The organism is Massilia rhizosphaerae (assembly GCF_016093545.1).
Lineage (GTDB): Bacteria > Pseudomonadota > Gammaproteobacteria > Burkholderiales > Burkholderiaceae_D > Telluria > Telluria rhizosphaerae.
Window position 1 is genome coordinate 160,098 of the sequence record NZ_JADKYX010000007.1, and the last position, 25,056, is coordinate 185,153.

General features: G+C 68.0%; 17 protein-coding genes. 10 read left to right on the top strand and 7 right to left on the bottom strand.

Features of this window, described 5'->3' with window-relative positions; all coding sequences use genetic code 11:
• Positions 1 to 73: 73 nt before the first annotated feature.
• The 3 genes from ISF28_RS12900 (at position 74) to ISF28_RS12910 (ending at position 4,833) form a co-directional block, all read left to right on the top strand.
• On the top strand, positions 74 to 1,408 hold the full coding sequence (locus tag ISF28_RS12900) for an MFS transporter (RefSeq protein WP_198117587.1): 1,335 nt from the start codon (positions 74 to 76) through the stop codon (positions 1,406 to 1,408).
• Between the two features lie 73 nt (positions 1,409 to 1,481).
• Positions 1,482 to 3,122: an alpha-D-glucose phosphate-specific phosphoglucomutase gene (locus ISF28_RS12905; protein WP_198117588.1), complete on the top strand. Its 1,641-nt coding sequence runs from the start codon at positions 1,482 to 1,484 to the stop codon at positions 3,120 to 3,122.
• 28 nt (positions 3,123 to 3,150) lie between these two features.
• Positions 3,151 to 4,833, top strand: coding sequence for an alpha-amylase family glycosyl hydrolase (locus ISF28_RS12910; protein ID WP_198117589.1), 1,683 nt, complete (start codon positions 3,151 to 3,153; stop codon positions 4,831 to 4,833).
• Between the two features lie 103 nt (positions 4,834 to 4,936).
• Here ISF28_RS12910 and ISF28_RS12915 read toward each other — a convergent pair whose 3' ends face one another.
• Together ISF28_RS12915 and ISF28_RS12920 are read right to left on the bottom strand one after the other, a co-directional pair.
• Positions 4,937 to 5,536, bottom strand: coding sequence for a response regulator transcription factor (locus ISF28_RS12915; protein ID WP_198117590.1), 600 nt, complete (start codon positions 5,534 to 5,536; stop codon positions 4,937 to 4,939).
• Positions 5,533 to 7,671, bottom strand: a complete 2,139-nt coding sequence (locus ISF28_RS12920; protein ID WP_198117591.1) for a sensor histidine kinase — start codon at positions 7,669 to 7,671, stop codon at positions 5,533 to 5,535. Before ISF28_RS12920 ends, ISF28_RS12915 begins: the two co-directional genes overlap by 4 nt.
• A gap of 134 nt (positions 7,672 to 7,805) precedes the next feature.
• Between ISF28_RS12920 and ISF28_RS12925 the strand changes: the two genes are divergently transcribed.
• The 3 genes from ISF28_RS12925 to ISF28_RS12935 all read left to right on the top strand — a co-directional run bounded on the left by ISF28_RS12925 (position 7,806) and on the right by ISF28_RS12935 (position 12,034).
• A complete protein-coding gene (locus ISF28_RS12925) occupies positions 7,806 to 9,146 on the top strand; it encodes an MFS transporter (protein WP_198117592.1) in 1,341 nt (446 codons plus the stop codon).
• Between the two features lie 157 nt (positions 9,147 to 9,303).
• Entirely contained in the window at positions 9,304 to 11,175 is a 1,872-nt protein-coding gene (locus ISF28_RS12930) for a glucokinase (protein ID WP_198117593.1), read from the top strand.
• Positions 11,176 to 11,227: 52 nt separating this feature from the next.
• Entirely contained in the window at positions 11,228 to 12,034 is an 807-nt protein-coding gene (locus ISF28_RS12935) for a DMT family transporter (RefSeq protein ID WP_198117684.1), read from the top strand.
• 7 nt (positions 12,035 to 12,041) lie between these two features.
• On the opposite strand, the gene ISF28_RS12940 is transcribed toward ISF28_RS12935, so the two are convergent.
• Positions 12,042 to 12,683 carry an SEN1982 family lipoprotein gene (locus ISF28_RS12940; RefSeq protein WP_198117594.1) on the bottom strand — a complete coding sequence of 214 codons (642 nt, stop codon included), beginning with the start codon at positions 12,681 to 12,683 and terminating at the stop codon, positions 12,042 to 12,044.
• Positions 12,684 to 12,739: 56 nt separating this feature from the next.
• Positions 12,740 to 15,043, bottom strand: coding sequence for a DUF4214 domain-containing protein (locus ISF28_RS12945; RefSeq protein WP_198117595.1), 2,304 nt, complete (start codon positions 15,041 to 15,043; stop codon positions 12,740 to 12,742).
• A gap of 138 nt (positions 15,044 to 15,181) precedes the next feature.
• Between ISF28_RS12945 and ISF28_RS30890 the strand changes: the two genes are divergently transcribed.
• Positions 15,182 to 15,307: a hypothetical protein gene (locus ISF28_RS30890; protein ID WP_267876952.1), complete on the top strand. Its 126-nt coding sequence runs from the start codon at positions 15,182 to 15,184 to the stop codon at positions 15,305 to 15,307.
• A gap of 7 nt (positions 15,308 to 15,314) precedes the next feature.
• Here ISF28_RS30890 and ISF28_RS12950 read toward each other — a convergent pair whose 3' ends face one another.
• The gene (locus ISF28_RS12950) at positions 15,315 to 18,038 is read right to left on the bottom strand and encodes an alpha-1,6-glucosidase domain-containing protein (RefSeq protein WP_198117596.1); all 2,724 of its coding nucleotides are present in this window, start codon (positions 18,036 to 18,038) and stop codon (positions 15,315 to 15,317) included.
• A gap of 205 nt (positions 18,039 to 18,243) precedes the next feature.
• Between ISF28_RS12950 and ISF28_RS12955 the strand changes: the two genes are divergently transcribed.
• Positions 18,244 to 19,872 (top strand): alpha-amylase family glycosyl hydrolase, encoded by a 1,629-nt coding sequence (locus ISF28_RS12955; RefSeq protein ID WP_198117597.1) that lies wholly within the window; start codon positions 18,244 to 18,246, stop codon positions 19,870 to 19,872.
• 1 nt (position 19,873) lies between these two features.
• On the top strand, positions 19,874 to 21,748 hold the full coding sequence (glk, locus tag ISF28_RS12960; protein ID WP_198117598.1) for a glucokinase: 1,875 nt from the start codon (positions 19,874 to 19,876) through the stop codon (positions 21,746 to 21,748).
• A gap of 75 nt (positions 21,749 to 21,823) precedes the next feature.
• Here glk and ISF28_RS12965 read toward each other — a convergent pair whose 3' ends face one another.
• A complete protein-coding gene (locus ISF28_RS12965) occupies positions 21,824 to 23,035 on the bottom strand; it encodes an MFS transporter (protein ID WP_198117599.1) in 1,212 nt (403 codons plus the stop codon).
• Positions 23,036 to 23,119: 84 nt separating this feature from the next.
• On the opposite strand from ISF28_RS12965, the gene ISF28_RS12970 reads away from it, so the two are divergent.
• Positions 23,120 to 23,950, top strand: a complete 831-nt coding sequence (locus ISF28_RS12970) for an AraC family transcriptional regulator (protein WP_198117600.1) — start codon at positions 23,120 to 23,122, stop codon at positions 23,948 to 23,950.
• Between the two features lie 108 nt (positions 23,951 to 24,058).
• Here ISF28_RS12970 and ISF28_RS12975 read toward each other — a convergent pair whose 3' ends face one another.
• Positions 24,059 to 25,054 carry a hypothetical protein gene (locus tag ISF28_RS12975; protein ID WP_198117601.1) on the bottom strand — a complete coding sequence of 332 codons (996 nt, stop codon included), beginning with the start codon at positions 25,052 to 25,054 and terminating at the stop codon, positions 24,059 to 24,061.
• Positions 25,055 to 25,056 lie beyond the last annotated feature (2 nt).

A 25,056-nucleotide genomic window follows, 5' to 3' on the forward strand; every position in this document is an offset into this window, starting at 1 on the left:
CACCCAGAAAACTGCATGTTACTTTGCTACATGTGGCAGCCTGGCGGAAGTCCAGGCGCGTTAGGGGACACAGATGGAAATGCAAACTCACACGCTCAAGCCGCGGCTGTCGTTCTGGCAGCTGTGGAACATGAGCTTCGGCTTCTTCGGCATCCAGTTCGGCTTCGCGCTGCAAAACGTGAACACGAGCCGGATCTTCGCCACGCTCGGCACGTCGATGGACGACCTGGCTCTCGTCTGGCTGGCCGCGCCGGTCACGGGCCTGCTCGTGCAGCCGGTGATCGGCTACCTCAGCGACAATACGTGGCACCCGACCTGGGGTCGTCGCCGTCCGTTCTTCTTCCTCGGCGCCGTGCTGGCCGCGACCGCGCTGTTCCTGATGCCGAATTCGGTCGCGATCTGGATGGCCGTGGCCGTGCTGTGGCTGATGGACGCGTCGATTAACATCTCGATGGAACCGTTCCGCGCCTTCGTCGGCGACAAGCTCGATACGTCGCAGCAGACGGCCGGCTTCGCGATGCAGACCTTCCTCATCGGCTGCGGCGCGGTGATCGCGTCGCTGCTGCCGATCATCTTCACGAACTACCTCGGCGTGTCCAATGTGCCGGTGGGCGGCGGTGTGCCGGATTCGGTGCGCTACTCGTTCTACATCGGCGCCGCCGCCTTCATCGTGGCCGTGACGTGGACCGTGTTCACGTCGACCGAACTGCCGCCGCCCGACCTCGACCGCTTCATGGCCCAGCGCCGCCAGTCGCGCAACGTCGGCGTGGCGCTGCGCGAGATCGTCGGCGGCTTCGGGGACATGCCGAAGACGATGGTGCAACTGGCGTTCGTCCAGTTCTTCACGTGGATCGCCCTGTTCGCGCTGTGGATCTACACCGGCCCCGCGATCGCCGACAACGTCTACAACACGACCGACCCGCTGTCGGCCGGCTACCAGGACGCGGGCAACTGGGTCGGCGTGATGTTCGCCGTGTACAACGGCCTGTCCGCGCTGGCCGCCTTCGCGCTGCCCGTGCTGGCGCGCGCCACCAGCCGCAAGGCCTGCCACGCCGTCTGCCTGGCGGTGGGCGGCCTGTCGCTGGCCAGCGTGTTCTTCATCCACGACAAGCATCTGCTGATGATTCCGATGCTGGGCGTCGGCCTGGCGTGGGCGAGCGTGCTGACGATGCCGTACGCGATCCTGGCCGCCGCGCTGCCGGCCAACCGCATGGGCTATTACATGGGCCTGTTCAACTTCTTCGTCGTCATCCCGCAGGTCGTCAGCGGTCTCGTGCTCGGCTACTTCACGAAGCACTTCTTCGGCAACCACGCCGTGTTCACGCTGGTGCTGGGCGGTGTCTCGATGCTCATCGCGGCCGTGCTGTGCGTGTTCGTCACCGACAAGGCGGACCTCGCCGCCGCCTAAGAGCGGCGCCATACGCCCTGCGGGTGTCGTATCCTTACGGGTTTGACAACAACCCCCCCGACAGGAGCACGATATGACGATTCTTACGATTGCGACGACCCCGTTCGCCGGGCAGCGCCCCGGCACGTCCGGCCTGCGCAAGAAGGTGACGGAGTTCCAGCAGCCCGGCTACCTGGAAAACTTCGTCGAGGCCATCTTCCTGACGCTGGACGCGCTGGGTGAAGTGCAGGGCCGCACCCTGGTCCTCGGCGGCGACGGCCGCTACTTCAACCGCGCAGCCATCCAGACCATCCTGCGCATGGCCGCCGCCCACGGCGTGGGCCGCGTGCTCGTCGGCCGCGGCGGCATCCTGTCGACGCCGGCCGTCAGCTGCGTGATCCGCAAGCGCGCCGCGCTGGGCGGCATCGTCCTCTCGGCCAGCCACAACCCGGGCGGCCCGGACGGCGATTTCGGCATCAAGTACAACATCGACAACGGCGGCCCGGCGCCGGAAAAAATCACCGAGGCGATCTACGCGCACACGCAGACCCTGACGTCGTACCGCATCAGCGACGCCGACCCCGTCGACCTGGACCAGACCGGCAGCATCCGTCTGGAAGACATGGAAGTGGAGGTGATCGATTCCGTGTCCGACTACGCCGAGCTGATGGCCGGCCTGTTCGACTTCGACGCCATCCGCGCGCTGTTCCAGCGCGGCTTCACGATGCGCTTCGACGGCATGCACGCCGTCTCCGGCCCGTACGCCAAGGCCATCATCGAAGGCATGCTGGGCGCGCCGGCCGGCACCGTCGTCAATGCGGAACCGCTGGAAGACTTCGGCGGCCACCACCCGGACCCGAACCCCGTCAACGCGGCCGAACTGATCGCGCTGATGGATGGCCCGAACGCGCCGGACTTCGGCGCCGCATCGGATGGCGACGGCGACCGCAACATGATCGTCGGCCGCAAGCTCGCCGTGTCGCCGTCGGACAGCCTCGCGATCATCGCCGCCAACGCGACCGTGGCGCCGGGCTACCGCGGCGGCATCAAGGGCATCGCGCGCTCCATGCCGACGTCGCAGGCCGCGGACCGCGTGGCCGCCGCGCTGGGCGTGTCGTGCTTCGAGACCCCGACCGGCTGGAAGTACTTCGGCAACCTGCTGGACGCGGGCCTCGCGACCTTGTGCGGCGAAGAGAGCTACGGCACCGGCTCGATGCACATCCGCGAAAAGGATGGCGTGTGGGCCGTGCTGTTCTGGCTGAACCTGATCGCCGCGACGGGCAAGTCCGTGAACGAACTCGTACAGGACCACTGGGCCCGCTTCGGCCGCAATTACTATTCGCGCCACGACTACGAGGCCGTCGATGCGGCCGCCGCCAACGCGATGATGGACGCGCTGCGCGGCAAGCTCGCCGGCCTCGCCGGCCAGACTTTCGGCGGCTTCCGCGTCGAGCTGGCCGACGACTTCACCTACACCGACCCGGTCGATCAATCCGTCTCCACGCGCCAGGGCGTGCGCATCATCATGACGGACGGCTCGCGCATCGTGCTGCGCCTGTCCGGCACCGGCACCGAGGGCGCGACCGTGCGCCTGTACCTGGAACGCTACGAAGCCGACCCGGCACGCCACGGCCTCGACACCCAGGACGCGCTGGCCCCGCTGATCGCCATCGCCGAACAGGTGTCGGCGCTCAAGCAACGCGCGGGCCGCGAGGAGCCGAGCGTCGTCACCTGATTCTTCCACCCACCACACAGGACCCTGAATGAAACTCGCCGTTCTCGCCGCCTCCCTGACGTTCGCCTTCGGCGCCGCGTCGGCCGCCCCCGACCTGTCGCCCGCCAAGGGCAAGGCGTTCACCTGGGACAACGCGACCGTCTACTTCGTCATGCTCGACCGCTTCAATAACGGCGACCCGTCGAACGACCACGCCTACGGCCGCAGGAACGACGCTGCCGTCGCGCGCGGTTTCATGGGCGGCGACCTGGCCGGTCTCACGGCCAAGGTCAAGGACGGCTATTTCACGGATCTGGGTGTGGACGCGATCTGGATCTCGCCGCCGGTGGAGCAGATCCACGGCTCCACGGACGAAGGCACGGGCCGGAGCTACGCCTTCCACGGCTACTGGGGGCGCGACTTCACGGCCGTCGACGCCAACCTCGGCACGGAGAAGGACGTGCGCGACCTCGTCGAGGCGGCGCATGCGCGCGGCATCCGCGTGCTGCTCGACGTCGTGATGAACCACACCGGTCCCGTCACGCCCGAGGACACCGTGTGGCCTTCCGACTGGGTGCGCACGTCGCCCACGTGCACGTTCAAGGACGTGAAAGGCACGGTCGATTGCACGCTCGTGAAGAACCTGCCGGACTTCCGCACCGACAGCAACGCGAACGTCGCCCTGCCGGCTTTCCTCGTCGCGAAATGGAAGAAGGAAGGGCGCTACGAGCGCGAGACGAAGGAGCTGGACGACTTCTTCAAGCGCACGGGCTATCCGCGCGCGCCGCGTTATTACCTGATGAAATGGCACGCCGACTGGGTGCGCAAGTACGGCTTCGACGGCTTCCGCGCCGACACCGTCAAGCACACGGAACCGGGCGTGTGGAAGGACCTGAAAAAGGTCGCGAGCCAGGCCTACGAGGACTGGAAGCGCACGCCGGCCGGCAAGCAGACCGTCGCCAGGATCGGCAACACGCCGTTCTACATGACGGCCGAGGCCTTCAACTACGCGATCGAGAACGGCCGCACGTTCGCCTACGACGACGGTACGAAGGTCGATTATTTCAACAACGGTTTCGACAGCATGATCAACTTCACCCTGCCGCGCGACGCGAGCCAGGGCTACGAGGCGCTGTTCTCCCGTTATTCGAACCTCTTGAACGGCCCGTTGCAAGGCGTCTCGGTGCTGAACTACCTCGATTCGCACGACGATGCCCACCCGTTCGAGGCCATGCGCGAGCACCCGTTCGAGGAAGCGAACAAGCTGCTGCTGACGCCGGGCGCCGCGCAGGTCACCTACGGCGACGAGACGGCGCGCGTGCTGAAGATCGACGGCGCGGTGGGCGACGCCAACCTGCGCGCCTTCATGAACTGGGACCAGCTGAAGAACAATGCGCGCGTGGGCCTGCACGGCGTGGCCGAGGTGCGCGACTACTGGGCGCGGCTGATCCGCTTCCGCCACGCGCATCCGGCGGTGGGCGCGGGCGTGCACCAGATGATCGCGTCCAGCCCGTACACGTTCAAGCGTACCTACGACAAGAACGGCGTGGCCGACCGCGTCGTCGTCGCCCTCGACCTGCCGCAGGACCGCGCGGTGCCGATCTCCGTGGCCGGCGTGTTCGGCGACGGCCAGACGGTGCGCGACGCGTACACGGGCCGCACGGCCGTCGTCGCGGGCGGCAAGGTGAAGTTCGATACGCGCGCGCCGGTGGCGTTGATTTCGCTGGATTGACCAAACGTTCGCATACCGCATGCGCCTGGTGGGCTCGGTGAGCCCACCCTACGATTTGCCGATGCCGTAGGGTGGGCACCCCGTGCCCACCACGACGTTCGCGTCATCCCAACCACGGATGGGCGGCCAACCACCGCCCCAGCTCATTATCGTTCGCGCACTGCAGCTTGCTGAAGATATTCGCGCGATGCGTCTCCACCGAGCGCGGCCCGCACGGCGGCACGAGCACCCGCGCAATCTCCTTGTTCGGCTGGCCCAGCCCCACGAGCCGCGCCACCTCGCGTTCGCGCGGCGTCAGCTCCGCCCACAGCCGCAGCGCCAGCGCGCGCTCGCGCGCCTCGGCGATCGCGGCGGGGAGCTTGTCGAGCAGGTGCCGCGTGTCCGGCTTCTCGACCCAGTCGTAAGCGCCTTGCCGCACCGCTTCCAGCGCGGTCGGGATGTCGCCGTGGCCGGACAGGAATAGCGTGACGAGCGGGCTGTGTGCCGCGCGCAGGCGGTCGAACACGGCCAGGCCGCTCGTCCCGCCGAGGCGCAGGTCGAGGATCACGCAGCCCGGCTGGCGCATGTCGACCGCATCGAGGAACGCTTCGCCGGACTCGAAGGCCTGCACGGCCAGTCCTTGCGAAAACAGCAGGAGGAGCAGGGAGCGGCGCAGGGCCTCGTCGTCGTCGACGACATAGAGTGTCAGCGGGATGTCTTTCATGGCGCGGTGGGAAGCACGGTGGGAAGCGTGAAGGAAAAGGCGGCGCCGCCGCCGGCGGCACTGTCGACGGTCATGCAGCCGCCGTGGGCTTCGACGATGGTGCGGCAGATGTTCAGGCCCAGCCCCAGGCCGTCCGGGCGCGTCGTGAAGAACGGCGCGAAGATCTGTTCGCGCTGCTCAAACGGGATGCCCGGCCCCTCGTCGGCGACGGTGACGCGCACGCCCTGGTCGGCGCGCCGGCTGGCCAGTTCGATGCTGCCGCGCGGCCGGTCCTGCATGGCGTGCATCGCGTTGTGGATCAGGTTCACGAGCACCTGTTCGAGCAGCACGCGGTCGCCGCGCACGCGGGCGCCGTCGTCGTCCAGCGCCAACCGCAGGGCAATGCCGTCGCGCCGCAATTCCGGCATGAGCAGGGCCGCCGCGTGCTTGACGACGCCGTCGATGTCCAGGATTTCGTACTGGGCCCGCTGCGGGTTGATGAAGGCGCGCACGCGCTTGACGATCTCGCTGGCGCGCGTGCTCTGCTCGACGATCTCGTCGAGCGCCCCGGCCAGCATGTCGGGCGGCGCCGACTGCACCGCGAGGGCGCGCGCCGCGACGGCGAAATTCGACAGCGCCATCAGCGGTTGATTCAGTTCGTGCGCGAGCGTGGACGCCATCTCGCCGACGCTCGCCAGGCGCGCGCTGCGCTGCAGGCGCACTTCCTGGTCGCGCTGGCGGGCCTCGGCCTGCTTTTGCGCGGTGATGTCGACGACGGAACTCATCCAGCCCCGGTGCACGCCCTGGGCGTCGACGAGCGGCGCCGTGTAGACCATCGTGATCACGTCGTGGCCGTCCTTGTGGCGGATGCGCGATTCGAAGCCGTGCGGCGCGGCGCGGCCCTGCAGCACCTCGTCGCTCTCGCGCGCCTGTTTTTCCAGGTCGTCCGGGTGCCAGTACGGATACGGCGGGCGGCGGCCCAGCAGCTCCTGCGCGCTGTAGCCGACCATCGCGCACAGGGCCGGATTCACGTAGATGATCTTGCCTTCCGGGTCGCGCGCGCGCATGCCCACCAGCAGCGAGTCTTCCATCGCCTTGCGGAACGCGTGCGCTTCCTCCAGGTCGCGCGTGCGTTCCTCGACGCGCCGTTCCAGCTCGATGCGCGCCGTCTTCTGCTCGATGAAGCGCTTTTCGCGCAGGCGCCAGTACAGGACGCCGAGCAGCAGCAGCGCGACGGCCAGCGCCGCCAGCACGAGCGCCAGCTGGCGCGCCTGCACGACTTCCTTCATGTCCGTCGTCACCGTGAGGGTCCAGCCCAGTTCCGGCAGCGGCGTGTCGAGCGCGAGCAGGTCCATGCGGCGGTTTTCCGCGCGCGTGTGCAGGACGAAGGCGGGCGCCGTCCCGCGCGTTTCGGTCTCCCAGGGCAGGACGTAGAAGCGGTCGCGGTCGCCGTACTGGCGGTGCGCGACGATCCAGCGCAGGTCGGCCGCGGACACGGGCCGGATCGCGTGGAACAGCCAGTCCGGCACGGCGGAGAGGAACACGATGCCGTGGTTGTCGCGCAGGACGACCGGGTCGGCGCCGCGCATCCACGCGGCCTGCAGCGGCTCCAGGCTGATCTTGACGACGACCACGCCGAGGATGGCGCCGTCCGCCTGCACGGGCTCCGCGATGAACAGGCCGGACTGGCCCGTCGTGAGGCCGAGGCCGTAGAACAGGCCGCGGCGGCCCTGTACGGCGTCCTGGAAATAGGGGCGCTGGCGGTACGACTGGCCGACGAAGCTGGAAGGCAGGTTCCAGTTGCTGGCGGCGAGCGTCAGGCCCGCGCGGTCGACGAGGAACAGCGCGGCGGCGCCCGTCGTCGCCTGCAGGTCGGCAAAGTAATCGTTCACGCGCGCGCGCAAGGCCGCGTCGCGCGGGTTGCGCAGCAGGGCCTGCACGTCGGGGTGGCGGGATGCCGCGTGCGGCAGGAAGTCGTGCTTTTCGACGAGGCCGCGCAGCCCCAGCACGTGCGCCGCCGCGGCCTGGCGCAGGCCTTCCGTCTTCGTCCGCAGCTCGTGCCGCTCGGCCCAGTTGCCCGACGCCGCGATGACGGCCAGCGCGCCCGCGGCGACGAGCAGCCGGCGCCAATGACGTGGGTTGGGCAGGATGGGCATGGAGCAACGATAGCAGTTGCGCGGAGCGAATGGAACCGCCTCCGTAATTTTACGGAGGCCGGCAGAGCGAAGTTGCGGATGTGCGCCGGCGCGCCGGCTGGGATAGTGGGCACACCAATAAGGAGGAGACATCCATGAACACCGTCACGTCCAAGGCGCCCGCCGGCGCCGGCGCCGCTACCACCGAACGCATCTCCGGCAAGCGTCTCGCGGCCATCCTGGTCGGCTCGGCCGGCAACCTCGTCGAGTGGTTCGATTTCTACTGCTACTCGGCCTTCGCGCTGTACTTCGCGGGCGCGTTCTTCCCCAAGCAGGACCCGACCGCGCAGATGATGTCCACGGCCGGCATCTTCGCGCTGGGCTTCTTCGTGCGTCCCATCGGCGGCGTCCTGTTCGGCCGCATCGGCGACCGCGTCGGCCGCAAGACCGCGCTGATGACGTCCGTGCTGCTGATGTGCTTCGGCTCCCTCATGATCGCCTGCGCGCCCACGTATGCCGCCGCCGGCATCCTGTCGCCGTGCATCCTGCTGCTGGCGCGCCTGCTGCAGGGCCTGAGCCTCGGCGGCGAATACGGCGCCAGCGCGACGTATTTGTCGGAGATGGCGGACTCGAAGCACCGCGGCTTCTACAGCAGCTTCCAGTACGTGACGCTGATCGGCGGCCAGTTGCTGGCGCTGATCCTGCTGCTCGTGCTGCAGAAATTCCTGCTCGACGCCGAGCAGTTGCATGCCTGGGGCTGGCGCATTCCGTTCGTCGTCGGCGCCTGCCTCGCCCTGCTGGCGCTGCGCATGCGTCACAACCTGCCGGAGACCCAGGCGTTCGAAGCCGCCCGTAAAAAGGCCAAGCCGATGGGCGGCCTGAAGCAGCTGGCGCAGCACCCGCGCGAGGTGCTGCTGGTGATCGGCCTGACGATGGGCGGCACGCTCGCGTTCTACGTCTACACGACGTATATGCAGAAATTCCTGCGCCTGTCCGTCGGCCTGACGGATGCGCAGGCCACCGCCGTGTCGGCCGCGTCGCTGCTGTTCGCGATGTGCCTGCAGCCGCTGTACGGCGCGCTGTCCGACCGCATCGGCCGCCGTCCGCTGCTCGTGGGCTTCGCGCTGCTCGGCACGTTGTTCACCGTGCCGCTGCTGTCCGCCATCCGCCACGCCAGCGGCCCGTGGCAAGCGTTCGCCCTGATCGCCTGCGCCTGGATGATCGTGTCCGGCTACACGTCGATCAACGCGCTCGTCAAGGCCGAGCTGTTCCCGGCGTCGATCCGCGCCACCGGCGTCGGCGTGCCGTATGCGTTCGCGGTGTCCGTGTTCGGCGGCACGGCCGAGTATCTCGCCCTGTGGTTCAAGTCGATCAACCTGGAAAGCGGCTTTTACTGGTACGCGACGGCCGTCATCGCCTGCACGCTGGCCGTCTGCTGGTTCATGCGCGATTTCAGCGCGCAGTCGAAGATCGATGCCGAGACGCGCGCGCACTGAAGCCTCGATCTGAAATTGTCGATATGGCAAGAGCGGTCCCTGTGGGGCCGCTTTTTCGTTGTAACCGTCCGATTCGGTTCATAATCGCTTTTTGGTGCATTTCAATCAATGGTATCCTAGCCGCAATAGAGGACACCTTCGCAAGAAACGCAATACGATGACGCTTGAGCCCGATACCGAACAAAAGCCAACCCGCGGCGCCTACTCCGACGGCCCGCGCCTCCTGGCCGACATCGGCGCGACCCATGCGCGCTTTGCCCTGGAGATCGCGCCGGGCGTCATGCGCAACGTGGCCGTGCTGCTGTGCGACGACTACCCCGGCATCCTCCCGCTGCTGAACGCCTACCTGGCGCAGACCCAGGCCCAGAGCAGCGGCGCCCGCATCACCCACGCGGCGTTCGCGCTCGCGAACCCGATCAGCGGCGATTTCATCCGCATGACCAACCGCGACTGGCAGTTTTCGACGGAAGAGGTGCGGCGCACGCTCGGCCTGACGACGCTGTTGATCGTGAACGACTTCACGGCGCTGGCGATGGCGCTGCCCGGCTTCAAGCCGGAAGACCTGCTGCAGATCGGCGGCGGCAAGCCTGTGCCGAACGCCGTGGCCGGCGTGCTCGGTCCGGGCACGGGCTTGGGCGTGTCGGGCGTGATCCCGACCATGGACGGTTTCGTCACCCTCGGCAGCGAGGGCGGCCACGTCAACTTCGCCCCGGCCGACGAGCGCGAGTTCGCCATCCTGCAATACGCCTGGCGCGAATGGCAGCACGTGTCGAACGAGCGCCTGATCTCCGGCCCCGGCATGGAAATCATTTATCGCGCGCTCGCGCTCCGCAATGGTGTAGAGGCGCCGCCGCGCGACGCCGCCGCGATCATGGCGGGCGCGCTGGAGCAGAACGACCCGCTGTGCCTGGAAGTGCTGGAATGCTTCGCAGGCATGCTGGGCGGCGCGGCCGCGAACCTGGCGGTGACGCTGGGCGCGTTCGGCGGCATCTTCATCGGCGGCGGCATCGTGCCGCGCATGGCCGAGTGGTTCAAGACGTCGCCGTTCCGCACGCGCTTCGAGGCCAAGGGCCGCTTCTCCAGCTACCTGGCGCAGATCCCGACGTACGTGATCATGATGCCGACGCCGGCACTGTACGGCGTCTCGAGCATCCTGTCCGAACACCTGCGCAACCGCAGCGGGGCCAACACGCTGATGGAGCGCGTGCAGCACCTGCAGCCCGAACTGTCGCCGGCCGAGCAGCGCGTGGCGCAGCTCGTGATCGAGCATCCGCGCAAGGTGCTGTCCGAGCCGATCGCCGAGATCGCGAAGCTGGCCGACGTCAGCCAACCGACCGTGATCCGTTTCTGCCGCTCGCTGGGTTTCTCGGGCCTGGCCGACTTCAAGCTGAAATTCGCCGGCAGCCTGACGGGCACGATCCCCGTGCGCCACAGCCAGGTGCGCATGACGGACAGCACGCACGACCTGTCCGCGAAGGTCATCGACAACACGGTGTCCGCGATCCTGAGATTCCGCGACCAGCTCGACGTGAACTCGATCGACCGCGCCATCGACATCCTGCGCCGCGCCAAGCGCGTCGAGTTCTACGCGATGGGCAATTCGCGCGTCGTGGCGCTGGACGGTCAGCATAAATTCTTCCGCTTCCGCATCCCGACGTCGTCGTACGGCGACTCGCACCTGTTCGCGCTGGCGGCCGAGCTGCTGGGCCCTGGCGACGTCGTCGTCGCCATCTCGACGACGGGCCAGTTGCCGGAACTGCTGGACGCCGTCGACGTCGCCCGCGCCGCCGGGGCCGACGTCATCGCCATCACGAGCAGCAAATCGGCGCTGGCGCGCAAGGCCAGCGTGTGCCTCGCCGTCGATCACAGCGAGGACAGCACGACGTTCCTGTCGATGATCTCGCGCATCCTGCAACTGCTCCTCATCGACATCATGGCCGTCGGCATCTCGCTGGGCCCGGCCGGCGAGGTCACGGGCGACGGCGACACCGAACGGCGCCGCCTGCTGATCTCCCACCTCGACATCTGACGTCCTCGTGGCGCGCGCGACCTCCGCCACGATCGCCCTGACCGCGCTCGCGATGGCGGCGTTCGCGGCGAATTCGCTGCTGTGCCGCGTCGCGCTGCGCGACGGCCACGTCGACCCCGCGTCGTTCGGCGTCATCCGCGTGACGGCCGGCGCGCTCGTGCTGGCCGTCGCGCTGCGCCTGCGCTCGCGTCCCGCCGCAACCCCCGACTGGCGCGCCGCCGTCATGCTGTTCGCCTACGTGGCCGCGTTTTCCTTCGCCTACCTCACCTTGTCGGCGGGGACGGGCGCGCTGATTTTGTTCGGCGCCGTGCAACTGACGATGTTCGCCGTGGGCCTCGCGGGCGGCGAGCGGTTCGCGCCCGCCGGCTGGGCGGGACTGGCGCTGGCGGCCGCGGGGCTCGTCGTGCTCGTGCTGCCCGGCGTCGCGGCGCCGCCGCTCGCCGGCGCCGCGCTGATGGCGGTCGCGGGCGCCGCGTGGGGCGCGTACTCGCTGCGCGGGCGCGGGGTGCCGGATCCGCTGGCGGCCACCGCCTCCAACTTCCTGCGCGCGTTGCCGCTCGCCTTGCTGCTGGGTGTCGCGTTCGGCGCGCGTGCCCATGCGGACGCCGCCGGAATCGCGCTCGCCATCGCCTCGGGCGCGCTGACGTCGGGGCTCGGCTACGTGATCTGGTATGCGGCGCTGCGCGGCCTGTCGGCGTTGCAGGCCGCGAGCGTGCAGTTGTCCGTGCCCGTGATCGCGGCATGCGGCGGCACGTTGTGGCTGGACGAGCCGTTCACGCCGCGGCTCGCGGTGGCCGTCGTCGCGATCCTGGGCGGGATCGCGCTCGTGCTGACGGATCGGGCACGCAAGCGGGGCTGACCCAGCCTCAGTCGTTCAGGCCGATTCCTTCCCACCCTTGCGGCGTGAGCTTCACGTACAGCTTTTCCTTCTGCGTGTGCTCGCCGTCGACGGTCCGCCCGAGGATGGGGAACGCCTCCTTGACCTGCGGCTTCCTGGCCCAGCCGGCCACGTTCGACAGCGTGTACGTGTAGATCACGGCGGATTCCTCGTGGTCGCCCGCCTTGGCCGGGTCCGCCCAGCGGATCACCTTGTCCAGCGACTTGTGGCCCCAGCACAGGCGCGGCTTGCGCCCCGCATCCGCGCGCAGATAGGGCTTGGCGGCGTCGGTCATGACGTAGCGCCTGACCTTCACCTTCGGTCCGCCCGGCTTGCCGTCGACAAAGGTGACGGGCAATTCCATGTCCTCGCCCTTGGCCAGGCCCGCCGCTTCCAGCGCCGCCATCTGGCCGGCGGGGCCGTCCGGGTACAGCTTCTGCTGGCGCAGGTCCGCTTCGTACACGTCGACCGGCCACGTCACGGGGTCCAGGCACATGTCGCCCTTCTTGGCGAAGTACTGGTTGACGGCGATGCCGAAATTCTTGTCGTTGGCGGAGGTCTTGCTGTCGCAGGCGGACAGCGCGGCGGCCAGGGTCGCGCCGAGGATCAGGGAAATGGCGGTCTTGTTCATGGTGAGGCGATTGTACCAAGGGTTGGGGCCGGTCCGTCATGCCGCATGCGAACGGCTCAGCGCACGCGTCCCTGTACCGCCAGATAGACGCGCGCGCTGCCGGGGTCGTCCGACGTGACGGTGAGCTGGCCGTTGTACAGGCCCGGCCGCTTCGGTTTGCCGTCGGGGCCCGTGCGCACGGAAAGCCGGTACGTGATCGCGACGCTCTGGCCCGGCTTGAGCGTGACCGGCATGGCGCCGCCGTTCTGCTCGAGCGGGAAGTCCGGCCAGAGCAACACGCGGCCGTCGGAAAAATTCTCCTGGAGGTCCGTTTCGAACTGCGCGTTGTAGCCATACTCGAACTGGCCCTGGGGCGTGTCGTAGCCGACGCCCGTCACGGCGAAGATCGAATCGATACGAACGTGCAGATCGGCGTCGCCGCGATTGGAAAATGTCACGACCCGCTTTGCGCTCGCGCCGCCGACCGCATCGGGCATCACGATCGGCACGGTCAGCGCGCCGCCGTTCTGGTGTTTGCCGTCGATGACCAGTTTCGGCTGGGGCCCCGTCGGTACGGGACGCATCGTGATGTAGGGATCGCCCTGCAGGCTCACGGGCGAGCCTTCCAGGCGTCCATAGGAGGCTTGCGCGAACGTGCTGCCGTTCTGGAGCAAGGCATAATCGTTCTTGATGATGTCTTCTTCGTAGGCGCTCGTGACGAGCGTGACGTCGGTCGTGCCGCGCGTGAGCAGCGCGTTTCCGCGCATGAGCAGGGTCGTCCCGACGGAGTTCTCGAACAGGAAGTTCTGCGTACTGCAGGACGCCAGTTCGATGTACTTGGCCTTGACGAATTGCGAGGTCAGGCTCGACGCCTGCCAGTCGGTGCTGTCGCTCGAATAGAAGACGTCCGGCGTACCGGGGCCCTCGAATTGCAGAAAGTCGGGCGCGCCATGCAGGTTCGCGACGCACATCTCGTTGTCGTGCCCGATGCAGTCGAGGAAGGCGTCGCGCCGCTGTACCGACGTGCCGTCGTTCAGGTAACTGATGGCGCTCGCCGGGTACAGGCCGATGCCCGCCCACTTGGCCGATTGATCGCCCCACTGGGCTGCCGGACCGCCGAACCAGCCGGCTTCGATGAGACGGAAGCGTTGGGCCCAGCCGGCGTTCGCCACCTTGCTGCCGCGGTGGTAGGCGATCATCTGGTCCAGCTTGTTCGCCACTTCGCCCGATTCGGCTGCGCTGCTGGTCCCGCGCAGGACCGATATCACCAGGCCGTTCCGGCAACGCGGATCGGCCGAGCGGGGGGCCGTGGCATTGAAGACATGGCCGCTGTCATCCATCTCGAAGGCCGGGCAATCGGGCAGGCGATACACGTCGAGGAAAGGCGCATCGGCGGCAGTGGGAACGGCGACCCGGCCGACGAGGATGGCGCCGTCGTAGCCCTTGAGCTGCGCGCGGATGGCGCCGATCGACGCCGCGGCGCCGGCGACGTCCACGCTCCACGCCGGGCCGTCGGGGCGCAGGCCGTTCAAGTCGCTGCTCATCGCGCCGGCCAGCGCCGCCAGGCGCGCGCCGTTGTCGGCCAGCCGTTCCGGTGACGCGAGCAGGAGGATCCTGCGCGTACCCGCCGCCACCTCGTCGAACTTGCCGGCGGCGAGATCGGCGAGGCGTCCGATGGTGGCGTCGATATTCGACTGGACCGCGGTGTCGTCGGCCATGCCGGGTACGCTCTGCATCAGGGCGCGTGCGATGGCATTCGCGAGGTGGCCGTCGTAGGCGGCGCGCTGCCCGGTCGCGTCGAGTGCGCGGGTGAATTGCATGGCGATCCGCACCTTGCGGGCGGCCAGGTCGGCGTCCGTCCCCTGGGCGCCGGCCAGGACGGACAACAGGACGTTGGCCCGCGTGGCGCCGTGCAGGTTGAGCGCGTCGGCCCAGAACTGGTAGCCGGGCAGGTCGGGGTCACGCGAGAACAGGCCTTGATACAGCGCGAATATCCATTGCGAGTCGTAACAGGTGGTCTGGCAGACCGGATACAGCCGCTTCGACTCCTCGCTCGCGGCGAAGGCGTCGACCAGGTCGCGTACGGCGGCATTCGTCCCGTAAGCGCCGAGCAGTTCTCCAACCGTCGTCGGCGCATGGGCGGCGCGGTAGGCGTGCGTGAAGTAGGCCAGGCCGGCCGGATCGGCGGGCCGCCCGAAATAGCCGAGGTAAAGCTGCTGCACCAGGTATTCGTAATCCGCATCCACGTCCGCCGCGACGCCCACGGCGCCGGCGGTGCGCGCCGCGCTGCCGTGTTGAACCTGTTGCTGCTCCTGTCCACCGCAGGAAGCCAGCAAGACGACGACGAGGGCCAGGGCGGCGGACAGGAGCGGCTTGTGCATGTCGATGTGTGGTGGCGAAATGGAATCCTGATGTTATTCGAAATTTAACTATTGTGTAAATATAAAGTTGAGGGTCGGTGCGGCACGACAGTCTCCGGCGCCGTCCGCCACCCGCCCAGTACCCACGCCGGATCGCAAGTGAAAGCCGTCCGTGAAGCCGCTGATGATCGCCAGCTGGTAGCGCCCGTTTGGTGGCTGGACGCCCGGCGCGACGACGTCTTCCGCGTCAGCCAGACGTTCGCCTGGCGCTTCCGGCCGATGTGAGGTTCCGCTAGTCCTCGACGAACACGACGGCCGTGCGCGGCGGGATCGAGAATGCGCCCGTCGCAGCGTCGAACGTGGCCTGCGTCGCGCGCTTGTCGGCCGCGTGGTCGGACAGGAACACGGGGTGCAGGTGCAGGCGTTTGCCGATGGATTCCGGATCGGTCACCGTGTGCCCGGCCTTGTCCACGTTGATGAAGTACGCGATGCCGGCGAACCCCGCGCCCGCCAGGCCGCGGCCGTCCAGGTGCGCGGCGACCACCGTCGGGATCTGCGTGCTGCCGGTGTTGAAGAAGCGCAGGCGCTGCCGGATGGCCGCGGCCGTCGGCAGGCGGAACAGGGTGGAGCTGGCGCGGATGGCGAGCAGGTCGCGGAACGCGTCGCGCGCGAACGCGATGTCGGCGGGCGCCGGCTTGATGGCGGCGTTGGCCAGCAAGGGCTTCAGCAGCGGCCAGTCGCGGCCGTTGTCGTCGGCAGGCGGCAGGCCCGTGCCGAAGTGGTTGTCGCGGTACGTCCAGTCGATCCGGTTGAACCAGTCGCCGGAATTGAAGCTGTTGCGGTCCAGCGATTTCGAGCGCAGCACGTCGATGCCCGCGTGGAAGTAGGCGACGCCCTGCGCGAACGCGTCGACGGCCATGCCCAGCACCTGCACGCGTGCTCGTTCCCGGCCGGTCGTCGCAAGGGGCAGCTTGAGGACGTCGATGTCGAACAAGGTCTGGTTGTCGTGGTTCTCGACATAGTTCACGACCTCGCCCGGCGCGCTCGCATAGCCCGCCGGCTGGCCGTTGTAGTCGATGGCCTCGAGCGGCACCGTCCTGTCGTCGAACGTGCGGAGGGCGTACGAGCGGATCGAGCCCGCGAGCCCCGCGCGCACGAGGTCCGCCGTCTCGAGCAGGTCGGCGGCGGGACGCGTGCCCGCGTGCGCGTTCGGATCGTAGACGAGGCCATTGATCCAGCCCTGGCGGCCGAACATCGCGTCGCCGGCGTCGCCGGCGGAGCCGCCGCGCACGGCGTCGCGCAGGCGGTCGTTGAAGGTGCCGATGCCGCTGCCGTTCAGGGACAGCTGCGACGCCTGCACGAAGCGCGCGCCGTCCGCCGCTTCGCCGAAGTTCCAGCCTTCGCCGATCAGCTGGACGTCGCGGCCGGCCGCCGCGTTCACGTCGCGCTGCAAGCGTTCCATCACGGCGCGCGGCTGGTGGCCCATCAGGTCGAAGCGGAACGAATCGATCCTGTATGCCTTCGCCCACAGCGCGACGGAGTCGATCATCAGCTTGCCCATCATGCGGTTTTCCGTCGCCGTGTTGTCGCAGCAGGTCGAGCGCTCGATGGCGCCGCGCGCGTTCAGGCGGTGGTAATAGCCGGGGACGACGCGGTCGAGGACGGATTTTTCGTTCTGTCCCGCCGTGAAGGTGTGGTTGAACACGACGTCCATCCCGACGCGCAGGCCGATGCGGTGCAGGCTTTGCACCATCCGGCGGAATTCGACGATGCGGCGCGCGCCGTCGGCGGGGTCGGTCGAATAACTGCCTTCCGGCGCGTCGTAGTGGAACGGGTCGTAGCCCCAGTTGAAGCAATCCGTCTCCGCGGTTCTCTTGATCAGCGCCTGCTGGGTGTCGCCGTCGGGCGCGCCGGCCGGCACGGGCACCGCGCACGACGCCTCGGGCAAGCTGGCGAAGTCGTACACGGGCAGCAGGTGGACGTCCGTGAGGCCGCTGCGCGCGAGCGCCGCCAGGTGCCGCATGCCGCTTGATCCGGTATCCGTGAAGGCGAGGTATTTGCCGCGATGGGCCGGTGGCACGCTGGCGTCGTCGCGCGAAAAATCGCGCACGTGCAGCTCGTAGACGACCATGTCCGTCTGGTGCTCGACCGTCCGCGGCGCGGGTGTCGTGCCCCAGCCGGCCGGCTTCAGGCGCGGCGAATCCAGGCGCGCGATATAGCTGCGCGTCGAATCCGTCGTCAGGCCGATCGAATACGGATCGGTGACGAGGTTGCGCACGATGCCGGCATCGACCGGCACGTCGATGGCGTAGCGGTAGTACTTGCCGGTCGAATCGCCCGGCAGGGCGGCGCGCCAGGCGCCCGTGCGGCGGTCGAAGTCCATCTGGTAGACGGCACGCGCGCGGCCCGTGCCGCCGTCGTAGACGCAGACGGCGGCTTGCTGCGCGGTCGGCGCCCACACCGTGAAGCGCGTGCGGCCGGCTTTGATGTCCACGCCCAGCGGCGCCAGGCCGGCGGCGGGCGCGTACAGGTCGTCGAGGGCGCCTGCCGCCTGGATGCGCGTGGCGTCCAGCACGCGGCCGTCCGCATCCTCGCGCACGAGCACGAGCTGGCCGCGGTGCAGATCGGGCAGCGAGGCGGCGGCGGCGGCGCCCACGCGCAGCACCGGGCCGCCGGCCAGGTAGCGGAAGCGGGCGGCGGCCGCCGGCGGCACAGGGCCCGTGAAGACGTCGAGGCGGAGGGCGCCGTCCGCGCCGCTCACCGCGGCGCCCGCGGGCGCCGCGATCGCGCCGCGCGCCGAATGGTAGAGGCGGAACACGCCATCGGACGCGCTGCCCGGCCATTTGACGAGCCGCGCGTCGAGCCAGACGGCGCGCGCGTCGAAGCGGGCGGCGGCGGGATGCAGGACGGTCTGAAAGCCGTCGGCGTCGCAGGCGTCCGGTCCGATGGCGGCATGGGCGGCGCCGGCGAGCAGCAAAAGCAGGGCGCCGGCGGCGGGGAGGGTCGTTCGTGTCATGGTGGTCGCGGCGAGTGTTCGGTTGGCGCGACAGGTTAACACCTTTTGATGTAGTTTGACTACCGAATGAAGCGTTTCCACTTTGTATGAAAATTCGTAAGTCAATGATTTAAAGCGATATTTGCTCCGTAATCGTGATTTTCGCGCGGATTGTCATGCCGCATATCATCCTGTATATTGCGTAAAATTACTGGAGAGACAGCACATGACCACTTCCTCGCACGACAAGAATCCGTGGTGGCGCGAAGCCATCATCTACCAGGTCTATCCGCGCAGCTACCTCGATACGAATGGCGACGGCGTCGGCGACCTGCCGGGCATCACCGCCAAGCTGGATTACATCGCCAGCCTGGGCGTGGACATCGTCTGGCTGTCGCCGTTCTTCAAGTCGCCGATGAAGGACTTCGGCTACGACATCGCGGACTATTGCGACGTCGATCCGCTGTTCGGCACCCTCGCGGATTTCGATGCGCTGGTCGCCAAGGCGCATTCGCTGGGCCTGAAGATCATGATCGACCAGGTGATGGCGCACACGGCCGAGAACCACCCGTGGTTCGTCGAAAGCCGTTCGAGCCGCGACAACCCGAAGGCCGACTGGTATGTGTGGTCCGATCCGCTCCCGGACGGCAACCCGCCCAACAACTGGCTGTCCGTGTTCGGCGGCTCGGCGTGGCAGTGGGACAGCCGCCGCAAGCAGTACTACATGCATAACTTCCTCGTGAACCAGCCGCAGGTGAACTTCCACAATCCGGAAGTCCAGCAGGCGCACCTGGATTCGCTGCGCTTCTGGCTCGAGCGCGGCGTCGACGGCGTGCGCATGGACGCCTGCAATTTCCACTTCCACGACCGTGAGCTGCGCAGCAATCCGCCCGCGCTCGTGCGCGACACGTCGACCGTCACGGACGTGAACCCGTACGGCATGCAGGCCCACATCCACGACAAGACCCAGCCGGAAAACATCGCGTTCCTGCAAAGGCTGCGCAAGCTGCTGGACGAATACGGCGCCGTCTCGATCGGCGAGGTGGGCGCGGACGATTCGCTGGCCGTCATGGCCGACTACACGACGGGCGGCGACAAGCTGCACATGGCGTACAGCTTCAACCTCCTGACGCCGCAGTTCTCCAGCCGCCACATCCGCCGCCAGGTCGAGGAATTCAACGCGCGCGTGAAGGATGGCTGGGCGTCGTGGTCGGTCGGTAACCACGATTCGGCCCGCGTCGCCACGCGCTGGTCCAGCGGGGAGTGGACTGCCTCGCTGTCGAAACTCGTGCTGGCGCTGCAGCTGTCGCTGAAGGGCACGCCGTGCCTGTACCAGGGCGACGAGCTGGCGCTGCCGGAAGCGGACGTCCCGTACGAACTGCTGCAGGACCCGTACGGCATCACGTTCTGGCCCGAGTTCAAGGGCCGCGACGGCTGCCGCACGCCGATGCCGTGGACGAACGACGCGCCGAACGCCGGTTTCACGACGGGCAAGCCGTGGCTGCCCGTGCCGCCCGAGCACCTGCGCCTGGCCGAGGCGGGCCAGGACCAGGACCCGCAGTCGACCTTGAACTTCGCGCGCAACATCATCCGCTGGCGCCGCACCTTGCCCCAGCTGACGCGCGGCGACATCGTGTTCTTCGACGTGCCGGAGCAGGCGCTGGCGCTGCGCCGCGACCTTGACGGCCATCCGTCCGTGCTGGCCGTGTTCAACGTGACCGACGCGCCGCTGACGTTCGACTGGCTTGATGCCGTTGGCGCGGCGCCGCTGGAAGGCCATGGCCTGCCGGGCGCCGTGAACGGGACGACGGTCACGCTGCCGCCTTACGGCGCGTGGTTCGGCAAGGTCGCCTGACATGGAAGAACAACTGGACGGGGGCGACAAGCCCACCCGCACCGCGTTCGCCGACGGCCCGCGCCTGCTGGCCGACATCGGCGCGACGCACGCACGCTTCGCACTGCAGACCGCGCCCGGCAGCTATCGCTCGGTGCGCGTGCTCAAGTGCGACGACTTCACGGGCATCGTGCCGATGCTGCGTTTCTATCTTGCCGAGCACGCGGACACGCGCCTGCACCACGGCGCGTTCGCGCTCGCGAACCCCGTCGACGGCGACTACGTGCGCATGACGAACCGGCCGTGGGAATTTTCCACGGACGCCGTGCGGCGCGAACTGGGCCTCGATACGCTGTTGATCGTGAACGACTTCACGGCGCTGGCGATGGCGATCCCGGGCCTGAAGGAATCGGACCTGATGCAGGTGGGCCCCGGCAAACCCGTGCCGGGCGCCGTGCTGGGCGTGCTCGGACCGGGCACGGGCCTGGGCGTCTCGGGCGGCATCCCGACCGTCGACGGCTTCGTCACCCTCGGCAGCGAGGGCGGCCACGTCAACTTCGCGCCCAGCGACGAGCGCGAGTTCGCGATCCTGCAGGCCGCGTGGCGCGAATGGAGCCACGTGTCGAACGAACGCCTGATCTCCGGCCCCGGCATGGAGATCATTTTTCGCGCGCTGGCCGAGCGCAACGGCGTGGATGTGGCGCCACGCACCTCGGCCGAGATCATCGCCGGCGCCCTCGAGGACAACGATCCGCTGTGCCTGGAAGTGCTGGATGCTTTTAGCGGCATGCTCGGCGGCGCGGCCGCGAACCTGGCGGTGACGCTCGGCGCGTTCGGCGGCATCTTCATCGGCGGGGGCATCGTGCCGCGGCTGGGCGAGTGGTTCCTGACGTCGCCGTTTCGCACGCGCTTCGAGGCGAAGGGCCGTTTTTCCAGCTACCTGTCGGACATCCCGACGTACGTGATCTCGACGCCGCACGTGGCGTTCGACGGCGTCGCGAACATCCTGTCGGAACACCTGCGCGGCCGCAGCGGGGGCAACACGCTGATGGACCGTATCCACAAGCTGCGGCCGGAACTGACGCCGGCCGAGCAGCGCGTGGCGGCCCTCGTGCTGGACCAGCCGCGCCTCGTGCTGAACGAGCCGATCGCCGGCATCGCGAAGCTGGCGGACGTGAGCCAGCCGACCGTGATCCGCTTCTGCCGCTCGCTCGGTTTCCTGGGCCTCGCGGACTTCAAGCTGAAGTTCGCGAGCAGCCTGACGGGCTCCATCCCGGTGCGCCACAGCCAGGTGCGCGGCAGCGACAGCACGCACGACCTGTCGGCGAAGGTCATCGACAACACGATCTCGGCGATCCTGCAATTCCGCGACCAGCTGGACGTGCGCGCCATCGACCGCGCGATCGAACTGGTGAGCCGCGCCAAGCGCGTGGAGTTCTACGCGATGGGGAATTCGCGCGTGGTCGCGCTGGACGGCCAGCACAAGTTCTTCCGCTTCCGCATCCCGACGGCGCTGTACGGCGATTCGCACCTGTTCAAGCTGGCGGCCGAGTTGCTGGGGCCGGGCGACGTCGTCGTCGCGATCTCGAATTCGGGCCGCCTGCCGGACCTGCTGTCGGCGGTGGAAGCGGCGCGCGCGGCCGGCGCCGACGTCATCGCCATCTGCAACAGCCAGTCGCCGCTGGCGCGCCGCGCGGACGTGCTGCTGGCGGTGGATCACGCCGAGGACAGCACGCATTTCCTCGCGATGATTTCGCGGATCCTGCAGCTGCTCCTCATCGACATCATGGCGGTCGGCATCTCCGTCGACGTGCATCATGCGCGGACGTTGCCGCCGGCGGCGGTAGAGGGTGAGGGCGAGGGGAGGCGGGCTCTGATCTCGCACCTTGATTCGTAGGGTGGACGGCTAGCCCGTCCACGCGGTGATAGGCGACGACTCCGATATCGCGCACGATTCCGGAGCCGCCAACAATCACCGCTCGATCTTCGGCAAGAACGCGGCCAGCACCCCCAGCAACGGCAGGAACGACGCCAGCCGATACACCGTCGCTATCCCCGCCACGTCGGCGATATGCCCCATGGCCGCCGCGCCGATGCCGCTGACGCCGAACATCAGCCCAAAGAAGATCCCCGCGATCATGCCGACCTTGCCCGGCACGAGCTCCTGCGCGAACACGACGATCGCGGAAAACGCGGACGACATCACGAGCCCGATCACCACCGACAGCACGCCCGTCCAGAACAGGTCCGCGTACGGCAGCGCCAGCGTGAACGGCGCGGCGCCGAGGATCGACACCCAGATCACGCGCTTGCGGCCGATGCGGTCGCCGATCGGGCCGCCCGCGAAGGTGCCGGCGGCGACGGCCGCGAGGAAGGCAAACAGGTACAGCTGCGCGGTGCCGACGGCGACGCCGAATTTCTCGATCAGGTAGAACGTGTAATAGCTCGACAGGCTCGCCATGTAGACGTATTTCGAGAACACGAGCGTGGCCAGCACGGCCAGCGCGCGCAGGACGGTCGCGCGCGGCAGCGCCGGGCCGGCGTGCGCGGTGGCGCGGCGCGTGACGGTCTGGAGATGGCTGCCGTACCAGCGGGCGACGCCCACCAGCACGATCACGGCGACGAGCGTGAACAGCATGAACCAGGCGATGCGTCCCTGGCCGCGGCCGACGATGATGGCGGCGGCCAGCAGCGGGCCGAATGCGGAGCCGAGGTTGCCGCCCACCTGGAACAGCGATTGCGCGAAGCCGAAGCGCCCGCCGGACGCCAACCGCGCCACGCGCGACGCTTCCGGATGAAAGGTCGAGGAGCCGACGCCGATCATGCCGGCGGCCAGCAACAGCATGGGAAAACTGGCCGCGACGGCCAGCAGCCCGACGCCGGCCAGGGTCACGCACATCCCGGCCGGCAGCAGGAACGGGAGCGGGCGCTTGTCGGTGGCGAGGCCGATCCACGGCTGCAGCAGCGACGCGGTGCACTGGAACGTCAGCGTGATCAGGCCGACCTGCGTGAAGGTGAGCGCGAACTCGTCTTTCAGCAGCGGATAGACCGACGGCAGCACGGCCTGCACGCAATCGTTCAGCAGGTGCACGAAGGCGACGGAAAACAGGATCTGGAGCACGGTCCCGGGCGCGGCGCTGGCCGGCCCGGCCGCCGCGATGGAGGGCGAAGTGGGCGTGGTCATGGTGGTGTTCTCGATGAATGGCGGATCAGTGTAATATGGGCAATTCCAGCGCATATTCCATTTTTCGTCGCCCAAGTGACATCCATGACACTCGCGCCATCGCCCACCTACCGCCAGAAATTCGGCAAGCTCCCGCGCAGCGTGACGGCCGTGCCGTCGGAGGTGCAGCATGGCGAACTGGTCGAAGCCCACAGCCACCCGTGGGTGCAATTGCTGTACGCCAGCGAGGGCGTGATGCGGGTGCGCACGGAGCTGGGCGTGTGGCTCATCCCGCCGCGCCGCGCGCTGCTCATCGCGCCCGGCGTCGTGCACGAGCTGACGATGCTCAGCCGGGTCAATATGCGCGCGTTGTACATCGAACCGTTTGCGGCCGGCCACCTCGTCGACGGCTGCAAGGTGCTGGAAGTGAGCCCGCTGCTGCGCGAGCTGATCGTGGCGCTGTCGCTCGAGCCCGTCGACTATCCGCCCGGCGGGCGCGGCGAGGCGCTGGCGCGGCTGATCCTGTCGGAGCTGGCCGCGATGGAGACGGTGCCGATTGCCGTGCCGTGGCCGCGCGACCGGCGCCTGCTGGCCTTGTGCGCGGACATCATGGCGCATCCTGCCCGCCAGCGCCGGCTCGACGACTACGCGCTCGACGCGGGGGCCAGCGCGCGCACGCTGATCCGTTTATTTCCCCGCGAGACGGGATTGCACTACCGCCAGTGGGTGCAGCAGGTGCACCTGGCGCATGCGTTCGAGATGCTGGCGCGCGGCGAGAGCGTGGGCGCGATCGCGCAGACGCTCGGCTATGCGAGCCCCAGCGCGTTCACGAGCATGTTCCGCAAGCTGCTGGGCAAGACGCCGCAGCACTACCTGGCCGAGTGGCGAGGCGCCGCCGACCGGGGGAGGAGTGGCGCCACCGTCCACGCGGCGTGAACGATGGCGCTGCACGGTCAGCGGCAGCGTCCACGATAGACGCGTTGCCGGGGGCCGGTTTGAGTTCGGTCAACCTAGACGACGATGCCGAGCCGGCATCAACATCGTTTATTTTTTATGCTGGAGCCGCGCGGCGATCGATTTGCATCCATCCAGTGTCGGGTAGGTATCGACCCATCCGACCACCCACTGGACCAGCAGTATTTTCGAAAAGTTGCACTGAAAGTTCGATGCGGGCATGGCATCGAGCGGATCATGGAATTCGTTGTATTCGAGGTTGAAGACTTTCTCCGCCGGCACCGGCACGTGCTCGGGGGCGATCACGGTGTCGGGTCGATTCTTCAGACGTACGGGGTCGCTGGTGACGAAGCGGGGCCGTCTGGAATCCGTGTCGCGCCGGGGCAGGTAAAACAGGTTCATGGGCTTGTGCAGCACGTCCGCAAAGCGCTCGGGCCGGTCGAAGCGCATCATGTCGGCAGGAACGCGCAAGTCTGCCGCGCTCGACTGGCACGCGGGGTCCATGTCGACAAAGATCCAGGTGGAACTCTCATCCTCGACGACCAGCATCGGCAGCGTCGGCTTCGACCTGTACCTGCACCAGGGCTCGTTGAACCAGATGTCGATGGAATCCATGCCGCCGCGGCGCTCAGCCTGGGCAAGTTTTTTGTTTGCCGCGGCGTCGTAGTCGACGAATGCCACGTTGGGGAAATAGTCGTTCGGCTTCTCCGTACTTCTGTCTTCTTCCCATCGTCCCACTACGCGCCGGGTCGTGCCGCTGTATGCGGATAACACCGGTTTGAAGCCCGGTAAATCATCTCTCAAGCGTAGATTCACCGCATCGTGGTTCAACACGATCGGTTGCCAGTCGGGTTTGTCGCCGTGTTCGACGACCACGTATTGCGGATGACAGGTTTCCCGGTCGCCGTCGAGGGAGCGGTAGCAGTCGAAGTAGCGATGCAGATCGGCGCCGTTCGAATAGCTGTGCAATGGCGCATTCGATGTCGGAAGATAATAATACTTCTCGTCCGTGTTACGGGTCGGGATCGGGACGCATCCCTGCAGGAGTGTGGCGAGGCACAGAATGAATGACAGTCGAATTTTCATGC

Coding starts and splice junctions, on each gene's coding strand:
- ISF28_RS12900 (WP_198117587.1), top strand. CDS start 74: ATGGAAATGCAAACTCACACGCTCAAGCCGCGGCTGTCGTTCTGGCAG.
- ISF28_RS12905 (WP_198117588.1), top strand. CDS start 1,482: ATGACGATTCTTACGATTGCGACGACCCCGTTCGCCGGGCAGCGCCCC.
- ISF28_RS12910 (WP_198117589.1), top strand. CDS start 3,151: ATGAAACTCGCCGTTCTCGCCGCCTCCCTGACGTTCGCCTTCGGCGCC.
- ISF28_RS12915 (WP_198117590.1), bottom strand. CDS start 5,536: ATGAAAGACATCCCGCTGACACTCTATGTCGTCGACGACGACGAGGCC.
- ISF28_RS12920 (WP_198117591.1), bottom strand. CDS start 7,671: ATGCCCATCCTGCCCAACCCACGTCATTGGCGCCGGCTGCTCGTCGCC.
- ISF28_RS12925 (WP_198117592.1), top strand. CDS start 7,806: ATGAACACCGTCACGTCCAAGGCGCCCGCCGGCGCCGGCGCCGCTACC.
- ISF28_RS12930 (WP_198117593.1), top strand. CDS start 9,304: ATGACGCTTGAGCCCGATACCGAACAAAAGCCAACCCGCGGCGCCTAC.
- ISF28_RS12935 (WP_198117684.1), top strand. CDS start 11,228: ATGGCGGCGTTCGCGGCGAATTCGCTGCTGTGCCGCGTCGCGCTGCGC.
- ISF28_RS12940 (WP_198117594.1), bottom strand. CDS start 12,683: ATGAACAAGACCGCCATTTCCCTGATCCTCGGCGCGACCCTGGCCGCC.
- ISF28_RS12945 (WP_198117595.1), bottom strand. CDS start 15,043: ATGCACAAGCCGCTCCTGTCCGCCGCCCTGGCCCTCGTCGTCGTCTTG.
- ISF28_RS12950 (WP_198117596.1), bottom strand. CDS start 18,038: ATGACACGAACGACCCTCCCCGCCGCCGGCGCCCTGCTTTTGCTGCTC.
- ISF28_RS12955 (WP_198117597.1), top strand. CDS start 18,244: ATGACCACTTCCTCGCACGACAAGAATCCGTGGTGGCGCGAAGCCATC.
- glk (WP_198117598.1), top strand. CDS start 19,874: ATGGAAGAACAACTGGACGGGGGCGACAAGCCCACCCGCACCGCGTTC.
- ISF28_RS12965 (WP_198117599.1), bottom strand. CDS start 23,035: ATGACCACGCCCACTTCGCCCTCCATCGCGGCGGCCGGGCCGGCCAGC.
- ISF28_RS12970 (WP_198117600.1), top strand. CDS start 23,120: ATGACACTCGCGCCATCGCCCACCTACCGCCAGAAATTCGGCAAGCTC.
- ISF28_RS12975 (WP_198117601.1), bottom strand. CDS start 25,054: ATGAAAATTCGACTGTCATTCATTCTGTGCCTCGCCACACTCCTGCAG.